The organism is Mycolicibacterium sp. TUM20985 (assembly GCF_030295745.1).
Lineage (GTDB): Bacteria > Actinomycetota > Actinomycetes > Mycobacteriales > Mycobacteriaceae > Mycobacterium.
In genome coordinates this window covers 1,137,256-1,153,714 of the sequence record NZ_AP027291.1, presented here as the reverse complement: position 1 = coordinate 1,153,714, position 16,459 = coordinate 1,137,256, and the positions used below count along the sequence as shown (strand labels likewise).

Below are 16,459 nucleotides of genomic sequence, written 5' to 3'. Positions count from 1 at the left end.
GCTAGGTATAGTACATAGAACCCAGCCGCCCGCCTAGTCCGACGTGCGACGCGCATAGGCGCGTAACGCGAACGGCGCGATCACGGCCGTCATGAGCAGTGACCACAGGATGGTGGCCAGCACGGGGTGATGCAACGGCAACTGAGCTTCCGGTGGCGCCGCGGGCCCGTTTCCCCACAGTTCCCGCATGGCCTGCGCCAGCGACGAGACGGGGTTCCATTCGGCCATCACCCTGAGCCACTTGGGCATCGGCTCGGTGGGCGCAAAGGTATTGGCCAAGAAAGTGATCGGGAACAGCACGGTGAACATCACGCCGTTCACCGCCTCCACCGACCGCATCAGCGACCCGACGAGAATGCCGAACCAGATCATCCCGAAGCCGAACACCAGGATCAACGCGAACGCGAGCACGGCGTCCGCGACCCCGCCCCTGATCCGCCAACCGATGCACAGTCCGGTGATCGCCATGACCACGATGCCGATCGAGGAGTGGATCAGGCTCGCCACGCTGCGGCCGATCAGCACCGACGACCGTCGGATCGGCAGCGAGCGGAACCGGTCGATGATGCCCTTCTCGACGTCGGCGGTGATACCCGACGCGACGACGAACGCCGTGAAGACGATGGTCTGCGCCTGAATTCCGGGTAGCAGGAACTCACGGTAGGACGCGCCGCCGGTGTTGGCGATCGAGGCGCCGAAGACGAACGCGAACAGCAGCACGAACATGATCGGCTGCACGGTGACGTCACTCAGCATCTCGGGCATGCGCCTGGTGTGGATCATGTTGCGCTTGACCATGATCCAGGACTGCTGAAAGACGGAGGTCTGGTGGATCGCGGGCCGCGAGGCATCGACGGCGGGCTTCGGTGCGACGGTCGTCATGGTCGGCTCTCCTTGGTCTCGTCGTCTTCGGCGCGGTGACCGGTGAGGGACAGGAACACGTCGTCGAGACTGGGTCTGGACAACCCGATGTCGTCGACCTCGATCCGGTGCTCCTGCAACCAGCCGGCCACCCGCGTCATGTCGGCTATCCCCTCCGCCGCCGCGGTGAGCTGGCGGGCGCCGGCATCCACGTGAACCTCGCCGCCGGCGCGCGCCATCAACTCGCGCGCCGTCGTCAGGTCTGCGGCGTGCGAGACCGTCACCACCAGGCTGGCGTTACCCGCCTGCTGCTTGAGTTGCAGCGGTGTGCCCTTGGCGATGATGCGCCCCCTGTCCATGACGACGATGTCGTCGGCGAGCTGGTCGGCCTCTTCGAGGTACTGGGTGGTCAGCAGCAGTGTGGTACCGCGAGAGACCAAGTCGCGCAGGACATCCCACAGATCGATGCGACTGCGCGGGTCCAGTCCGGTGGTCGGCTCGTCGAGGAAGAGGACCGGTGGCCTGGCGATCAGGCTGACCGCCAGGTCGATGCGTCTGCGCATGCCACCGGAGTAGGACTTGACCGGCCGATCAGCCGCCTCGGTGATCGAGAACTGTTCCAGCAGCTGATCTCCGAGCCGGGCGACGTCGCGCTTGCCGATACCGTACAGCGCGCCGATCATGCGGATGTTCTCGCGACCGGTGAGAAGCTCGTCGACCGTCGCCGCCTGCCCCGTGAGACCCATGTTGCTGCGCACCATCGCGGGCTCGGTTTGAACGTCGTAGCCAGCTACCCGTGCCGTCCCACTCGTCGGCTCCGTGAGCGTCGTCATCATCCGGACGGTGGTGGTCTTGCCCGCACCGTTGGGTCCGAGCAACCCCAGCACCGTCCCCTGCGGCACAGTGAAGCTGACACCATCGACGGCCGGGCGGTCCTGGGCGTCGCCCCCGAACCTCTTCACCAGGTCGATGGCCTCGATGGCCGGAGCGTTCATCAGTCAACCGTAACGAGATACCCCGACAGGGGGCCATTCATTTTCCCCCGCACGCGTCCTCGGAGCCGTGACGAGCGTGCGCAGAACGGGCACCGCCAGCGGCGTGTCGGGGAGCAGACACGCACGCTCGCGGGAGAGGGTCTCGCGGCAGGGGTCTCGCGGGAGAGGGTCTCGCGGCAGGGGGTTAGGTGACGAGCGCGACCGCGTTCGTGCGGCGCAGCTTGCCTGAGGGCGTCTTGGGAATGGTGCCCGGACCGAGCACGACCACGTTGCGGGGCCGCACGTCGACCTCGGTGACCACCTCGTGGGCGACCTGATGCTCGATGCGCCGCACCTCGATCGGATCCTCCCAGGCGTTGGACTCCACCGCGACGGCGAACGTCTCGCGCGAGTGGCCCGCGTCCAGCCGGACGGCGACCGCGCAACCGGGCCGGACACCCTTGACGCGCCCGGCGGCCCGCTCGATGTCGGTCGGGTAGATGTTGCGGCCGGCCATGATGATGACGTCCTTCACGCGGCCGCACACCACGACGTGGCCGTTCTCCATCTGGTAGCCGAGGTCACCGGTGTCGTACCAGCCGTGCTGGTCCTGGGCGGGCAGGAAGCCACCCATCGTGATGTAGCCGGGCGTCAGGGACTCGCCGCGCAGCTCGATGACGCCGACGCCGCGGGCCGGCATCACCTCACCGTGCTCGTCGACGACGCGGGCCTCGAGGTCACGCAGCAGCGGGCCGAGCGACGCCAGCCGCCGGGTATTGCCCTTCGTGGACGGGACCGCGCGGCGCAGGGCGGCCAGCAGGTCGGCGTCGACCTCGTCGACGACCAGCCCGGCCCCACACTCGGAGAACGACACCGCCAGGGTGGTCTCGGCCATGCCGTAGGCGGGCAGGATCGCGTTGGGGCTCAGGCCGAAGGGCTTGCCCGCATCGAGCAGGTCCTCGACGTCTGCGGGTTCGACCGGTTCGGCCCCGGACAGGGCGAAGCGCAGGGTCGACAGGTCGAACTGGCCCGGCTCGGCCTGGTTGCGCAGCCGCTTGGCGAATAGCGCGTAGGCAAAGTTCGGCGCCGCGGTCATGGTGCCCTTGTACTTGTCGATCAGCTTGGCCCACAGCAGGGTGTCCCGCAGGAAGTCCATCGGCGTGACCTTGACCAACTCGGCCCCGAAGTACATCGGAATGGTCAGGAAGCCGACCATGCCCATGTCGTGGAAGCAGGGCAGCCAGCTGACCATGACGTCCTTAGTGACGTCGTACTCGGCGCCGATGAACATCGCCTCGGCGTTCGAGTAGATGTTGCGGTGCGTGATCTGGACGGCCTTGGGAGATCCAGTGGAGCCACTCGTCAGCTGCATCAGCGCGAGATCGTCCTCGTCGGTCTCGACGGGGTCGATCGGCTCGGCGGCGAGGAGGTCGGAGATCGTGAGGACCTTGATGCCCTTCTCCTCCAACACCGGGATCGCGACCAGGAACGGCTCGGAAACGACGACGGCCGTTGCCTCGATCATCCCGATGACGTTCATCGTGTCCTCGGCCCACACCACCAGGTCGGTGCGCGGCGTGGGCTGGTGCAGCATCGTCAGGCTGGCCCCGCGCATCCACAGCGCCTGAGCGGTCGGGGCGATCTCCACGGGGAAGCCTGCCAGCACGCCGACGGCATCGCCGGGTCCGACACCGGCCGCGGCGAGCCCGCCCGCGATGCGCCGCGCGCGCTCGTGCACTTCACCCCAGGTGTGACGCACCGGCTCGTGCGGCTCACCCGTGACCATGCCGGTGGTGACCGTTGCCGCGTTGCGGTACATCTTCTCGGTAAACCTGCTCACGACAACCTCCTGGGTATGAGGAGCCCTGCGTCGGCGGCTGTATTGAAGTCGATGCCAACGCGCGCTTTACTGCACTTTTTCCAATGTTCCACCTGTTCGGGCGCGCGAACCACGAGGGACGCGCACACGATTGGGGTGCGTTTTAGTCTCGAAACGGGTGTTGCAGAGCTGACGCGAGGACACGCGGCGGCGTTTGCCCAGCGGAGCAGAGCCTGATCGGTACCGCCGCTGGCGGATCGCCCCCCGGAGTATGCGCCGGGGGAAGTCGTCGGGCCGTCGAGGAAACCGCTAGTCTTCACCGCCGATCATCTTAAGAGACCCTTAAGTAACTACCAAACCCTCGTGCCGATTGAGGCGTGGGTCACACCGTGCTCGACGGCGCCGGGACGACCCTGGCGCCATGCACCGGGCCACTGGCCGCGCGCACCGTGCGGCACACCCCGGCGCCCGCCAACTGCGATCCCACGTCGATCGCGGCCGACGCCGACGCACACAGGAACGCGCACGTCGGCCCGGAACCGGAGACGATGCCCGCCAGCGCTCCGGCGTCTACGCCGGCACGCAGCGTGCGCCGCAAGCCGGCGTCGAGGCTCAACGCCGCCGGCTGCAAGTCGTTGCCCAGGAGCGGCGCCAGCTGGTGCGGGTCACCGGACGCCAGCGCGGTCAGCAGCGGCTCGGGATCCGCGAGTCGCGGCGGCTGCTCCCTGGCAGTGTCCGCGCGGAGCCGGTCGATCTCGCCGAACACCCGCGGCGTCGGGAGCCCGCCGTCGGCGAACGCAAGCACCCAGTGAAAGGTGTTGCGCGTCAACACCGTGGCGAGTTGCTCACCACGTCCGGTGCCCAGCGCGGTACCGCCGTGCAGCGCGAACGGCACGTCGCTGCCGAGCTGCGCCCCCAGGGCGTGCAGGTCTGGACGCGGCACGCCGAGCTCCCACAGCGTGTTCATGGCCACCAGCACGGCCGCGGCGTCCGCGCTGCCACCCGCCATACCGCCCGCCACGGGGATGGACTTGTCCAGGGAGATGGCCACGTCCGGCGCCCGCCCGACGTGGTCTGCCAGGAGTTCGGCGGCGCGCCAGGCCAGATTGCGATGGTCCAGGGGTAGCGACGAACCGTCCTCGCTGGAACCCTCCCCCGACGACGTCACCGACAACACGTCGGCATTGCGCACCGTGACCTCGTCGAACAGCGATACCGCATGGAACACCGTGGTCAGTTCGTGGTAACCGTCATCGCGCAGATCGCCGACGGCGAGATACAGATTCACCTTGCCCGGCACGCGGACGGTCACCGACCCCGTCGATACCCATTCGGCGGCGGTGTCGGACTGAGGCACCCAAAGACCCTAACGTCGCACCGCGGCGACGGACATGAAAGTAGTCAGATACTCCTCGTCGACTCCGCTGCCCGGCAACCGATGCGCGGATGCCGCAGGCTGGTCACGCCCGTGTTTGCCCTAGCGGCGTGTCGAGATGACGGCGGCGTCGTGGACGCCGGGCATCGGGCGTCGGCGAACCCTAGTCTGTGAGGATGCTGGCCCCGATGGACGCGTTCGAGGACTACGTCGTCGACGGGGTCGTCGGACATGGCGGTTGCGCGACGGTCTACCGCGTACACCACACTTCGGCACCGGACCGGCCGGTGGCCCTGAAGGTGCTCGACGAGCGTCATCACGACCCCATCAACCTGGCCCGGTTGCTGCGGGAGTTCGAGTTCGCCAAGCGGACCGCCCACCCGCACGTGGTGACCATGTACGAGTGCGGCCCCGGCTGGCTGACCATGCAACTGGCCGGGGGTGGCACCGTGTCGACGCTGACCGCGAGGGCGGACCGCCTCACCGCGCTGGCGCAAATCGCCGACGCGCTGGATCACGCGCACACCCTCGGGATCGTGCACTGTGACGTCAAGCCGACGAACATCCTTGTCTGCGAACCGTTTTCCGTCGGCGGCGCATTGCTCAGCGACTTCGGCATCGCTAGGGCGTTCGCGGACAACGCCACTCGACGACCGACGCACGTCGACGCGTCCCTGCCGTACGTGGCGCCGGAGGTGCTGCGCGGACACCGTCCCTCGGCGGCCACCGACGAGTACGCGCTGGCGTGCACGACGGTCGAACTGCTCACGGGTGCGCCGCCGTTCACGGCACCCACGCCGATGGCCCTAATCGACGCACACGTCAATAGTGTTGTGCCCAAGTACTCCCGGCGGTTCGACTGGATGCCGCGGGCCTTCGATTCGATCTTGACGAAGGCGATGGCGAAGACGCCCGAGCTTCGATATCAGTCCTGCTCGGAGTTCGTCTCGCTGATCACGCGAGTTCTCGGCTGAGCAAACGCTAACCCCGGCAACACATTTCCGTAACTCAACGTTAACCGCTCACGGGGCACCTCGGGTCGCGGGCAGTTAGCTTCGAACAATGACGACGGAATCTCCGACTACATACGACAATTCAGCGCTCGCCCACGAAGAGGAGGGGTACGACAAGGGGCTCAAACCCCGCCAGCTGCAGATGATCGCAATCGGCGGCGCGATCGGCACCGGCCTGTTCATGGGCGCCGGCGGACGACTCGCCAGCGCGGGACCCGGGCTGTTCATCGTGTACGCGGTGTGCGGAGTGTTCGTGTTCTTCATCCTGCGGGCGCTCGGCGAGCTGGTCCTGCATCGCCCGTCGTCCGGGTCGTTCGTGTCCTACGCACGCGAGTTCCTCGGCGAGAAGGCAGCTTACGTCGCCGGCTGGATGTACTTCTTCAACTGGGCATGCACCTCGATCGTGGACGTCACCGCGATCGCGCTCTACATGCACTACTGGGGCGCCTTCGGTGCGATACCGCAGTGGGCGATCGCGCTCATCGCGTTGGTGATCGTGCTCAGCATCAACATGATCTCGGTCAAGTGGTTCGGCGAGATGGAATTCTGGGCCGCGCTGATCAAGGTCATCGCGCTGGTGGCGTTCCTCGTCGTCGGCATCGTCTTCCTGGCCGGCCGGTTCACGGTCGAAGGCGCACCGACCGGACCATCGGTCATCACCGACAACGGCGGCATCCTTCCGCAGGGGTTACTCGCACTGGTGGTCATCACGTCAGGGGTGATCTTCGCTTATGCCGCAGTCGAATTGGTGGGCACGGCAGCCGGGGAGACCGCCGAGCCCGCGAAGGTGATGCCGAAGGCGATCAACTCGGTGATCTTCCGGATCGCCGTGTTCTACGTCGGGTCGCTGATCCTGCTGGCATTGCTGCTGCCCTATACGGCATACAAGTCGGGCACCAGTCCGTTCGTCACGTTCTTCTCCAGCATTGGAGTCCCCGGAGCGGGCAGCATCATGAACTTCGTCGTGCTGACCGCGGCGCTGTCGAGTCTCAACGCCGGGCTGTACTCCACCGGCCGCATCCTGCGCTCGATGTCGATGAACGGCAGTGCGCCGAAGTTCACCTCGAAGATGTCCAAGAGGGGCGTTCCGTGGGCGGGCATCGCGTTGACGGCGTGCTTCACCGTCGTGGGAGTCTTCCTCAACCTGGTGGTGCCCGCGGAGGCGTTCAACATCGCCCTGGACCTCTCCGCCCTTGGCATCATCGCGTCGTGGGCGACGATCGTGATCTGCCAGATCCAGCTGTACCGGTGGTCGCAGAAGGGGATTCTGCAACGCCCGTCGTTCCGGCTGTTCGGCACGCCGTACACGAGCTACGCGACGCTGGTCTTCCTGTTCGCGGTGACGGTGCTGATGTGCTGGGAGAACATCTGGAACCTGGTCGCGCTACTCGTCATCGTGCCGACGCTGGTCGGTGGCTGGTACGCCGTCCGCGGCCGGGTGCTCCAGGTGGCGTCCGAGCGCGTCGGCATCACGGGCAACTACCCCGTCTACGCGGAGACACCCCTCATGGACGAACTCATCGGCAAGGACGCCATGGAAGCGACCAAGCGGCAGGCCCAGGAGAAGAAGGACGCCGACGGGTAGGACCTACGACGCGGACGTCCGCGTGCGCTGAGCGGCAGTCGCTCAGTACACGCGGACGTTCGGCTGTGGTTTTGCGTCCTCGACCTGTCCCGACCGCTGCAGCAGTCGCACGAAGTCGGCGATGCCGAGCGTCTCACCGCGACGAGCCGGGTCGATGCTGGCCGACAGCAGCCGCTCGGCGGACTCGTTACCCGAGCCCGCCCACTCAGCGAACGCGTTGCGCGACGTCTTGCGACGCTGCGCGAAGGCGATGTCGATGAGACTGAAGACCTTCTTGCGGAATTCGTCGTCGGTGGGCCACGGCGAGGTCTCGTAGCGATCGATGCGGACCAGACCGGAGTAGACCCGCGGGATCGGCCAGAAGACCGTCGGCGAGACCATCCCGTGTCGGCGCACGTTGCCGTAGAACCGCACCTTGGCACTCGGCACGCCGTAGTCCTTGCCACCGGGCTCGGCCGCCAGACGCTCGGCGACCTCCGCTTGGACCATGACCATGACGGTCCGGATCGTCGGGAACTGAGCGAGGAGGTGCAGGAGCGCCGGCACGGCGACGTTGTACGGCAGATTCGCCACCATGGCGGTGGGCTGCTCGTCCAGATCGGACGGCATCAAATCGAGCACGTCGCTGTTGAGGACCATGAGCCGGTTGATCTCACTGTGGGAGTGCTCGGCGATCGTCTTCGGGAGCTGACGCGCGAGTACCGGGTCGATCTCGACCGCGGTCACCTTCGCGCCACGGTCGAGGAGTGCGAGGGTCAACGATCCGAGACCGGGGCCCACCTCGAGCACTACGTCGTTCCGATTGATCCCGGACGCCGACACGATGCGACGCACCGTGTTGGCGTCGTGGACGAAGTTCTGTCCAAACGCCTTGCGTGGCCGGAACTCGAGTTCCTTAGCCAGATGTCTTATCTCGGTCCGCCCGAGAAGCCGAATCGTCAGCGCACACCCAACCTTCCACTACACACAGGCCAAGCCCCCCAGCCTTGACGTGACCGTGTGACCTCAGCAATCGCTATCTGTTCTTCTCTCGTAGCAAGATCAGCCCGCTGAGCATAGCGCAGACCACCACTGCGCTCCCATGTGTTTTGATCAAATTGGACTCCACCGTAAAAACCGTTGCCGGTGTTTATAGCCCAGTTACCTCCGGCTTCACATCTGGACAAGGCGTCCCAGGTGGCGCCCTGGGCAACCGGAGGCACCTCGGTTCCGGGCTTGGCGCCGATCCGCGTCACGCCGTCACGGGCCGGAACGATGACGACATTGGCTACTGGCAACCTCCCCGTCTCCACACCGTTCACCGTGGCCACCGCGTACGTGACGTCCTGAACACCCTCTGTCCCCGGGTCGTCCACGACCCGACGGCTCATGTTCATCGTCACGTCGGGAACCTCCAGGTCATGGGGTTCCAGCGGCACTCTCTGCGTCACCTTCGCGACGCGCACCCGGGTCACCTGGATCTGCATTCCGTCGGTGACCGGCGAGCTCGCGGCGGGTATGACGCCATCACTCTGCTGCAGCGGTACACCCGCGGCCTCGAGGAAACCGGCGACGTTGGCCGCGGCCAGGCGGACGGTCCGGACGACCCCACCATCGTTGATCTGCGCGGTTCGCGCGCCCACCACCGGCAGTGACATGCCCTCGAGCGGCACGCGGCTGCCCCGCGAGGCCGCGGCCGGAGCGGTATCGGTCATCGACAGCTGCGCCAGCGCCTCCTGCACGGTCGACGCCGTCGTCCACACCTCGCGGCTGTCGCGTCCGTCGAGGGAGATCTGCAACGGACGGCTGCGCCGCAGCACGATGGTCTCCGACTGCTCGATGGAATCGTTTGCCGCGGGGTACAGATCGTCGCGTTCGCCGACCTCGAAACCGTTCTCTTCGACGACGTCGATCACGCGCGACTTCATGGTCGACACCGTGACCGACGCTCCGTCCACGGTGAGCGTCACGGTCTTGTGGGCAACGATGGCGTAGCCGCCGGCAAACGTCAGCGCGACGAGCAGGGTCGCGACGAGGAGCCGCAGTTGAGGCGAGCGCGCCCCATGGAGCTGATGCAAACAGTTCACGAAAACTTTCCCGACTGAAGGGTCGACGACGGACGACCGCCGCGGGCCGACCGCGTTAGTTACAAAACGGTAACGAAGTCCTCTGGAGGCGGCAACTCACCATCAGGTGCGGATTCCGTAGGTCCGAACCGCGTTCTCAGTGGTCTCGCGGGCCACGTCGGCAGCCGGTCTGCCCGTCACCTCGGCCAATGCGCGCACGGTGTAGGGCAAACAGTACGACTCATTCGGTGCGCCGCGGAACGGATGCGGTGTCAGGAACGGCGCGTCGGTCTCCACGAGCAGCTGCCTAGGCGGGATGACCGCGACGGCCTCGCGCAGTTCTCGCGCGTTCCGAAAGCTGACGGTCCCCGACAGGCTCAGCAGCCATCCCGCGTCGACGCAGACGCGGGCCATCTCGGGTCCTGACGAGAAGCAGTGGAAGATGACGGTCTCCGGTGCGCCCTCCGCGGCTAACACGTCGAGCACCGCGGCGTCGGCGTCGCGGTTGTGAATCATCAGCGGCTTGCCGGTCCGCTTGGCGAGGTCGATGTGCCAGGCGAACGCCTCGCGCTGCCGATCCGGCTCCGCGCACTCCTCGAGCTTGCCCGGCCAGTAGAGATCCATGCCGGTCTCCCCGATCGCGACCACCCGCGGATGGGCTGCGAGGCGTTCGAGCTCCGCCCTGGCGTCGTCGGTCAGCGCGTCGGCGCGCGTCGGGTGCAGGGCCACGGCGGCGTAGACGCGGGGATCCCAGTCCGCCGCCTGGGTGACCCAGCGGGCCGAGGCGAGATCGTCGGCAATCGTCACGACGGCCGTGACGCCTACTGCCTCGGCCCGATCGAGGATCGCGTGGACGCCTGCGGCGTCGAACGCCCCGCACGCGTCGAGGTGCGTGTGCGCGTCGATCAGAGTGCCGACCGGCGCGGGGGGCGGCGGTCGCTCGCGTCGGGAACTCACGTCCACACACAATAAGGTGAGGGCCAAATGAGAGAGCCGTACTACATCACGACCGCCATCGCGTATCCGAATGGCGCACCGCACATCGGCCACGCGTACGAATACATCGCCACCGACGCGATCGCCCGCTTCAAGCGGCTCGACGGCTTCGACGTGCGCTATCTGACCGGAACCGATGAGCACGGGCTGAAGATGGCCCAGACCGCAGCCACCGAGGGGATCCCGACCGAGGATCTGGCGCGGCGCAACTCCGATGCGTTCCAGAAGATGCAGGAGCGACTCGGTGCGTCATTCGACCGGTTCATCAGGACCACCGACGCCGACCACATCGAGGCGTCGATCGAGATATGGAAGCGGATGGACGCCGCGGGCGACATCTACCTCGACTCGTACTCGGGTTGGTACTCCGTGCGCGACGAGCGCTTCTTCGCCGACGACGAGCTCGAGACGCGCGCCGACGGCAACAAGTACTCGGTCGAGACCGGTACGCCCGTGACGTGGACCGAGGAGCAGACCTACTTCTTCCGGCTCTCGGCCTACGCCGACGAGCTCCTGGCGCACTACGCGGCCCACCCCGAGTTCATCGGACCCGACGTCCGGCGCAACGAGGTCGTGAGCTTCGTCTCGGGCGGGCTGCGCGACCTGTCCATCTCGCGCACGACGTTCGACTGGGGCGTACCCGTACCGGACCATCCCGACCACGTCATGTACGTGTGGGTGGACGCGCTGACGAATTACCTTACCGGAGTGGGGTTTCCAGACGTCGAGTCCGAGAGCTTCCGGAAGTACTGGCCCGCCGATCTGCACATGATCGGCAAGGACATCATCCGATTCCACACGGTGTACTGGCCCGCGTTCCTGATGTCCGCCGGAATCGAACTGCCGAAGCGGGTCTTCGTGCACGGCTTCCTGCTCAACAGCGGCGAGAAGATGAGCAAGTCGGTGGGCAACGTCGTCGATCCGTTCGCCCTCATCGACGCGTTCGGGCTGGATCAGGTGCGCTACTTCCTGCTGCGCGAGGTGCCGTTCGGGCAGGACGGCAGCTACAGCGAGACGTCCATCATCGGGAGAATCAACACCGATCTGGCCAACGAACTCGGCAACCTGGCCCAGCGGTCGCTGTCCATGGTCGACAAGAACCTCGCCGGAGCCGTCCCGACACCGGGGCCCTTCACTGCCGAGGACGCCGCCCTCCTGGCCCATGCCGACGGGTTGCTCGAGACGGTCCGCGCCCAGTTCGACGTGCCCGCCATGCACTTGGCGCTCGAGGCGATCTGGCTGATGCTTGGTGCGGCCAACCGCTACTTCTCCGCCCAGGAGCCCTGGGTCCTGCGCAAATCCGACGCCGCGGGCGACCAGGAGCGGTTCGGCACCGTGCTGTACACGACCCTCGAGGCGGTCCGCATCGCCGCACTGCTCATCCAGCCGGTGATGCCCGATGCGGCGGCCAAGCTGCTGGACCTCTTGGGCCAGCCGGCGGACCAGCGCGACTTCACGGCGATCGGCACCCGCATCGCGGCGGGTACGGCGCTGCCGAAACCGGAGGGTGTGTTCCCCCGCTACGTCGTGGAGTGACCTGCATCGCCGTCTGATCGTCGTGGTGTGATCTGCGTCACGTCATGTCACACTTCGACCGTGGCAGGTGTCTCGAGGGCATGACAAATCACACCGAACCCATCAACGTCGTCGTCATCGGTGGCGGGTATGCCGGCGTCATCGCCGCCAACCACCTGCGGCTCAACGCCGACGTATCCGTCACGCTGATCAACCCGCGGACTGCCTTCGTCGAGCGGATCCGGTTGCACCAACTCGTCACCGGGAGCGATGACGCCGTCGTGGACTACGCGGACGTGCTCGCCGGCGACGTCCGGCTCGTGGTCGACACAGCGGAACGCATCGACCCGGCATCGCGCACGGTGACGCTCCGCTCGGGAGACGTCGTCGGATACGACTACCTGATCTACGCCGTCGGTAGCACGGGCGGCGCCCTGACGGTGCCTGGCGCTGCCGAATTCGCCCATCCCATCTCGGAATTCGAGCACGCCGAGGCGTTGCGCGCGGCCATGGCCAAGGCCAAGGTTCATCCCAGTGCACCCGTGGTCGTCGTGGGGGCGGGACCGACGGGTATCGAGGTCGCCGCCGAACTGGCCGAGGGTCAGGCCGTGACGTTGGTGTGCGGCGATGTGCTGGGCCCCTACTTCAGCGAGTCCACCCGCCGGTCGGTGGGCAAGCGGATGCGGCGGCTCGGGGTGACGGTCGTCGACGGCCTGCAGTCGAAAGTGGTCGAGGTGCGCTCGAATTCGGTGCAACTGGCCGACGGCCGCGAGCTGCCGAGCGTCGTGACCATTTGGACGGCGGGTTTCGGTGTGCCCGACCTGGCGGCGCGCAGCGGCCTGACGACTGATCGGATCGGGCGACTGCTCACCGACGAGACGCTGACGAGCGTCGACGATCCGCACATCGTGGCCGCCGGTGACGCGGCCGCGCCGTCGGACCTGCCGCTGCGGATGAGCTGCCAGGCGGCGATCCCGCTCGGTGCGCAAGCGGCCAACACGGTGCTCAGCCGAATCGCGGGCACCGCGCCCGCGACGGTGAACCAGGCCTTCACCGGACAGTGCGTGAGCCTCGGCCGCAAGGCCGGCGTCATTCAGCTGGCGCACCTCGACGACCGGGTGCTGCCGATCCACGTCGGCGGCCGCCCCGCCGCGGCGATCAAGGAAGCGGTGTGCAAGGGCACCATCTCGTTCTTGGCGAAGGAGGCGCGCGTGCCGGGCTCCTACTTCTGGCTCAAGGGCGGCAAGCGTGCCGAGCACCTGGCCGCGGCCGAACCCACCCCATCCGTGCGATGAACACCAGCGCGCACGCCGAGCGATTCACCCAGCTGCGGCCGCTGCTGTTCACCATCGCCTACGAGATCCTCGGTACGGCAACCGAATCCGACGACGTCCTGCAGGAGAGCTACCTGCGGTGGGCAGAGGTGGACCTCGGCACCGTTGCGGACACCAAGGCCTACCTTGCGCAGCTCGTCACCCGGCAGGCGCTCAATGCCCTACGGGCGCAGGCCCGCAGGCGTGAGGAGTACGTGGGGCCGTGGCTGCCGGAACCCCTGCTGCTCGAGACGGCCGACGCGTCATCCGATGTCGTGCTCGCCGAATCGGTGTCGATGGCGATGATGGTGGTGCTGGAGACGCTCAGCCCCGACGAGCGCGCGGTGTTCGTGCTTCGCGAGGTGTTCGGCTTCAGCCACGACGAGATCGCCACGACGGTGGGCAAGTCCGCCGCGGCCGTCCGCCAGATGGCGCACCGCGCCCGTGAGCACGTCCAGTCGCGACGCAAGCGCTTCCAGCCGGCCGATCCGCAGAAGTCGCTGGAGCTCACGGCGCAGTTCTTCGCGACCGCCTCGACGGGTGACATCGACGCGCTCCTCACGATGCTGGCACCCGACGTGGTGTGGACCGCCGACAGCGACGGCAAGGTCAGCGCCGCGCGCAGGCCGGTGGCCGGGGCGGACCGGGTCGCCCGCCTCATCCTCGGGCTGCTGCGCAACGCCGGGAACCAGGGCCGCGTCGAGCCGGCGTTCTACAACGGCGCACCCGCGTTGGTGCTGTACCTGGGCGACAGCCTGGAGGGCATCATCTCCGTCGAGATCGTCGATGGCCTGATCACCCACTTCTACGCGATGCGCAACCCCGAGAAGCTCGGCGGGGTGAAGGTCACCCGGGAGATCTCCCGCTGAGCGACAATCGGCTGGGCGCGTGACAAGCTGTGGCGGTGCTCGTCGAGCGGATCGCCGTGTCGCGCAGCGCCCCGGACGTGCTGCGGTCCGTGGCCGCCGCCACGACCCGGCTCGGTCTGCCGCCGCCGGCCGCGCTGACCGGTGACTGGTTCGGCTCCCGCGCGGTCATCGCTCCGAGCGTCGCCATCGACCGCGTGGACGTCATGGGCGTGTTCGGCGTCGACCCCGGTTCTGGACGCGGCGCGATCGGGGGCGGTTGGATCGGTTACCTGTCCTATCCCGACGCCGGTCGCGACGGCTCTGGTCCGCGGATCCCCGAGGCGGCGGGCGGCTGGACCGACGACGTCCTTCGTCAGGACGCGAGCGGAAACTGGTGGTACGAAAGCCTTTCCGGCGGGTCGCTGCCGGCGTGGCTGGCGGATGCCCTCGTCACCGAGGTGCCCACGTCAGCCTGCCACGTCGAGTGGGGTGAGGCCGACCGGGACGCGCACCGGGCCGGCGTGTTGGCCTGTCTCGACGCCATCACCGCGGGTGAGGTCTACCAGGCGTGTGTATGCACTCAGATCGTCGGGACGGTCACCGGCTCACCCGTGGACTTCTTCGCCGACGCGGTGGCGCGCACAGCACCAGCGAGAGCGGCGTTCGTCGCCGGCGATTGGGGAGCGGTGGCCTCGCTGTCCCCGGAACTGTTCCTCAGCCGTGTGGGCCACACGGTCGTGTCGAGCCCGATCAAGGGCACGCTGCCACTCGACGAGCCGGCGTCGGCACTGCGGGAGTCGGTCAAGGACGTCGCTGAGAACGTCATGATCGTCGACCTGGTGCGCAACGATCTCAGCCGCGTCGCGGTCACGGGCTCCGTGACGGTGCCCGAGCTGCTGGTGGTGCGCCAGGCGCCGGGCGTGTGGCACCTGGTGTCGACGGTCACGGCCCGCGTCGATCTCGACGTGCCCATGTCCACGATCCTCGATGCCACCTTCCCCCCGGCGTCGGTCACGGGTACACCGAAGGGTCGCGCCCGGTCGCTCCTGGCGACATGGGAGGCGGAACGACGCGGAATCTACTGCGGTACGGTCGGTTTGGCCTCACCGATCGCGGGCGTCGAGCTCAACGTCGCCATTCGCACGGTCGAGTTCGACGACTCCGGGCGCGCGGTACTCGGCGTTGGCGGGGGCATCACGGCCGATTCGGATCCGGACGCGGAGTGGCGCGAGTGCCTGCACAAGGCGGCGCCCATCGTGGGCTCACTGCCGAGCGCGAAGGACCGCGTCGTAGAGCTCACGCCGTGACGGCGCCCCGGGATGGTCGGCGATCACCTGGGTGCACGCGTCCTTGACCCCGGCGCCGGCCGCCACCAGCTCGTTGACCTCGGCCACCAATGTCGCCAGATCGACGCGGGGCTCGGCGCCAGCCAGCACGACGGTGATCTCGCCGAGTACGCCGTCGGCGGCCCACTCGGCGAGTTCGGCCAGGGTTCCCCGTTTGACCTCCTCGTGGGTCTTGGTCAGTTCGCGGCAGACCACCGCCAGCCGGTCGGAGCCCAGCTGCGCAGAAGCGTCGTCGAGGCATTCGGCGAGTCGGCGCGGTGACTCGAAGAACACGCACGTGCGTCGCTCGGCGGCCAGCGTCGTCAGCCACGTCAGCCTCGCGGAGTGCTTGCGGGGTGCGAAGCCCTCGAAGCAGAACCGGTCCGATGGCAGGCCCGAGACGGCGAGCGCCGTCGTCACCGCCGACGGACCGGGCAGGCAGCTCACCGTCAGCCCGGCCGCCGCGCAGGCCGCGACCAGTCGGTAGCCCGGATCGCTGATCAACGGCATCCCCGCGTCGCTGACGACGAGGACGGTCGCGCCGCCCGCAATCTCCTCGACCAGCCACGGCACCCGCGCGGCTTCGTTCTGGTCGAAGAAGCTGACCACCTTGCCCGACGGGGTGACGTCGAGGGTTTGGGCCAGCGTGCGGATGCGCCGGGTGTCCTCCGCGGCGACGATGTCGGCGCTCCCCAACGCCTCGACGAGCCGCGCGGAGGCATCGCCTGCCTGGCCCAACGGCGTCGCGGCCAGGAGCAGTCGACCTGATGTCACACCGAACAGAATACGA

At 67.6% G+C, this 16,459-nt stretch carries 14 protein-coding genes; 6 read left to right on the top strand and 8 right to left on the bottom strand.

What is annotated here, in order from left to right:
- Nucleotides 1-33: 33 nt before the first annotated feature.
- The 4 genes from QUE68_RS05660 to QUE68_RS05645 all read right to left on the bottom strand — a co-directional run bounded on the left by QUE68_RS05660 (nucleotide 34) and on the right by QUE68_RS05645 (nucleotide 5,011).
- Complete coding sequence (locus QUE68_RS05660) at nucleotides 34-882, bottom strand: ABC transporter permease (RefSeq protein ID WP_284225026.1); 849 nt, start codon at nucleotides 880-882, stop codon at nucleotides 34-36.
- Complete coding sequence (locus tag QUE68_RS05655) at nucleotides 879-1,856, bottom strand: ATP-binding cassette domain-containing protein (RefSeq protein WP_284225025.1); 978 nt, start codon at nucleotides 1,854-1,856, stop codon at nucleotides 879-881. The genes QUE68_RS05660 and QUE68_RS05655 overlap by 4 nt, the downstream gene beginning before the upstream one ends.
- Nucleotides 1,857-2,040: 184 nt before the next feature.
- A complete protein-coding gene (locus QUE68_RS05650; RefSeq protein ID WP_284225024.1) occupies nucleotides 2,041-3,675 on the bottom strand; it encodes a fatty acyl-AMP ligase in 1,635 nt (544 codons plus the stop codon).
- Nucleotides 3,676-4,036: 361 nt separating this feature from the next.
- The gene (locus tag QUE68_RS05645) at nucleotides 4,037-5,011 is read right to left on the bottom strand and encodes a 4-(cytidine 5'-diphospho)-2-C-methyl-D-erythritol kinase (protein ID WP_284225023.1); all 975 of its coding nucleotides are present in this window, start codon (nucleotides 5,009-5,011) and stop codon (nucleotides 4,037-4,039) included.
- Between the two features lie 194 nt (nucleotides 5,012-5,205).
- On the opposite strand from QUE68_RS05645, the gene QUE68_RS05640 reads away from it, so the two are divergent.
- Together QUE68_RS05640 and QUE68_RS05635 are read left to right on the top strand one after the other, a co-directional pair.
- A complete protein-coding gene (locus QUE68_RS05640) occupies nucleotides 5,206-6,003 on the top strand; it encodes a serine/threonine-protein kinase (RefSeq protein ID WP_284225022.1) in 798 nt (265 codons plus the stop codon).
- Between the two features lie 88 nt (nucleotides 6,004-6,091).
- The gene (locus QUE68_RS05635; protein WP_284225021.1) at nucleotides 6,092-7,627 is read left to right on the top strand and encodes an amino acid permease; all 1,536 of its coding nucleotides are present in this window, start codon (nucleotides 6,092-6,094) and stop codon (nucleotides 7,625-7,627) included.
- 42 nt (nucleotides 7,628-7,669) lie between these two features.
- On the opposite strand, the gene rsmA is transcribed toward QUE68_RS05635, so the two are convergent.
- The 3 genes from rsmA to QUE68_RS05620 form a co-directional block, all read right to left on the bottom strand.
- Nucleotides 7,670-8,569 (bottom strand): 16S rRNA (adenine(1518)-N(6)/adenine(1519)-N(6))-dimethyltransferase RsmA, encoded by a 900-nt coding sequence (gene rsmA, locus QUE68_RS05630; RefSeq protein ID WP_284230699.1) that lies wholly within the window; start codon nucleotides 8,567-8,569, stop codon nucleotides 7,670-7,672.
- The gene (locus tag QUE68_RS05625; protein WP_284225019.1) at nucleotides 8,566-9,693 is read right to left on the bottom strand and encodes a resuscitation-promoting factor; all 1,128 of its coding nucleotides are present in this window, start codon (nucleotides 9,691-9,693) and stop codon (nucleotides 8,566-8,568) included. The genes rsmA and QUE68_RS05625 overlap by 4 nt, the downstream gene beginning before the upstream one ends.
- Before the next feature lie 102 nt (nucleotides 9,694-9,795).
- A complete protein-coding gene (locus QUE68_RS05620) occupies nucleotides 9,796-10,635 on the bottom strand; it encodes a TatD family hydrolase (protein WP_454786226.1) in 840 nt (279 codons plus the stop codon).
- A gap of 21 nt (nucleotides 10,636-10,656) precedes the next feature.
- Here QUE68_RS05620 and metG point away from each other — a divergent pair, with 21 nt between their 5' ends.
- From metG to QUE68_RS05600, 4 genes are all read left to right on the top strand, one after another.
- A complete protein-coding gene (metG, locus tag QUE68_RS05615) occupies nucleotides 10,657-12,204 on the top strand; it encodes a methionine--tRNA ligase (RefSeq protein WP_284225016.1) in 1,548 nt (515 codons plus the stop codon).
- Nucleotides 12,205-12,284: 80 nt separating this feature from the next.
- The gene (locus QUE68_RS05610) at nucleotides 12,285-13,478 is read left to right on the top strand and encodes an NAD(P)/FAD-dependent oxidoreductase (protein WP_284225014.1); all 1,194 of its coding nucleotides are present in this window, start codon (nucleotides 12,285-12,287) and stop codon (nucleotides 13,476-13,478) included.
- A complete protein-coding gene (locus QUE68_RS05605; protein WP_284233017.1) occupies nucleotides 13,475-14,365 on the top strand; it encodes an RNA polymerase sigma-70 factor in 891 nt (296 codons plus the stop codon). Before QUE68_RS05610 ends, QUE68_RS05605 begins: the two co-directional genes overlap by 4 nt.
- Nucleotides 14,366-14,400: 35 nt before the next feature.
- Entirely contained in the window at nucleotides 14,401-15,651 is a 1,251-nt protein-coding gene (locus QUE68_RS05600; protein ID WP_284233015.1) for an aminodeoxychorismate synthase component I, read from the top strand.
- On the opposite strand, the gene rsmI is transcribed toward QUE68_RS05600, so the two are convergent.
- Complete coding sequence (gene rsmI / locus QUE68_RS05595; RefSeq protein WP_284233013.1) at nucleotides 15,607-16,443, bottom strand: 16S rRNA (cytidine(1402)-2'-O)-methyltransferase; 837 nt, start codon at nucleotides 16,441-16,443, stop codon at nucleotides 15,607-15,609. The two genes, QUE68_RS05600 and rsmI, sit on opposite strands and share 45 nt — an antisense overlap.
- Between the last annotated feature and the right edge of the window lie 16 nt (nucleotides 16,444-16,459).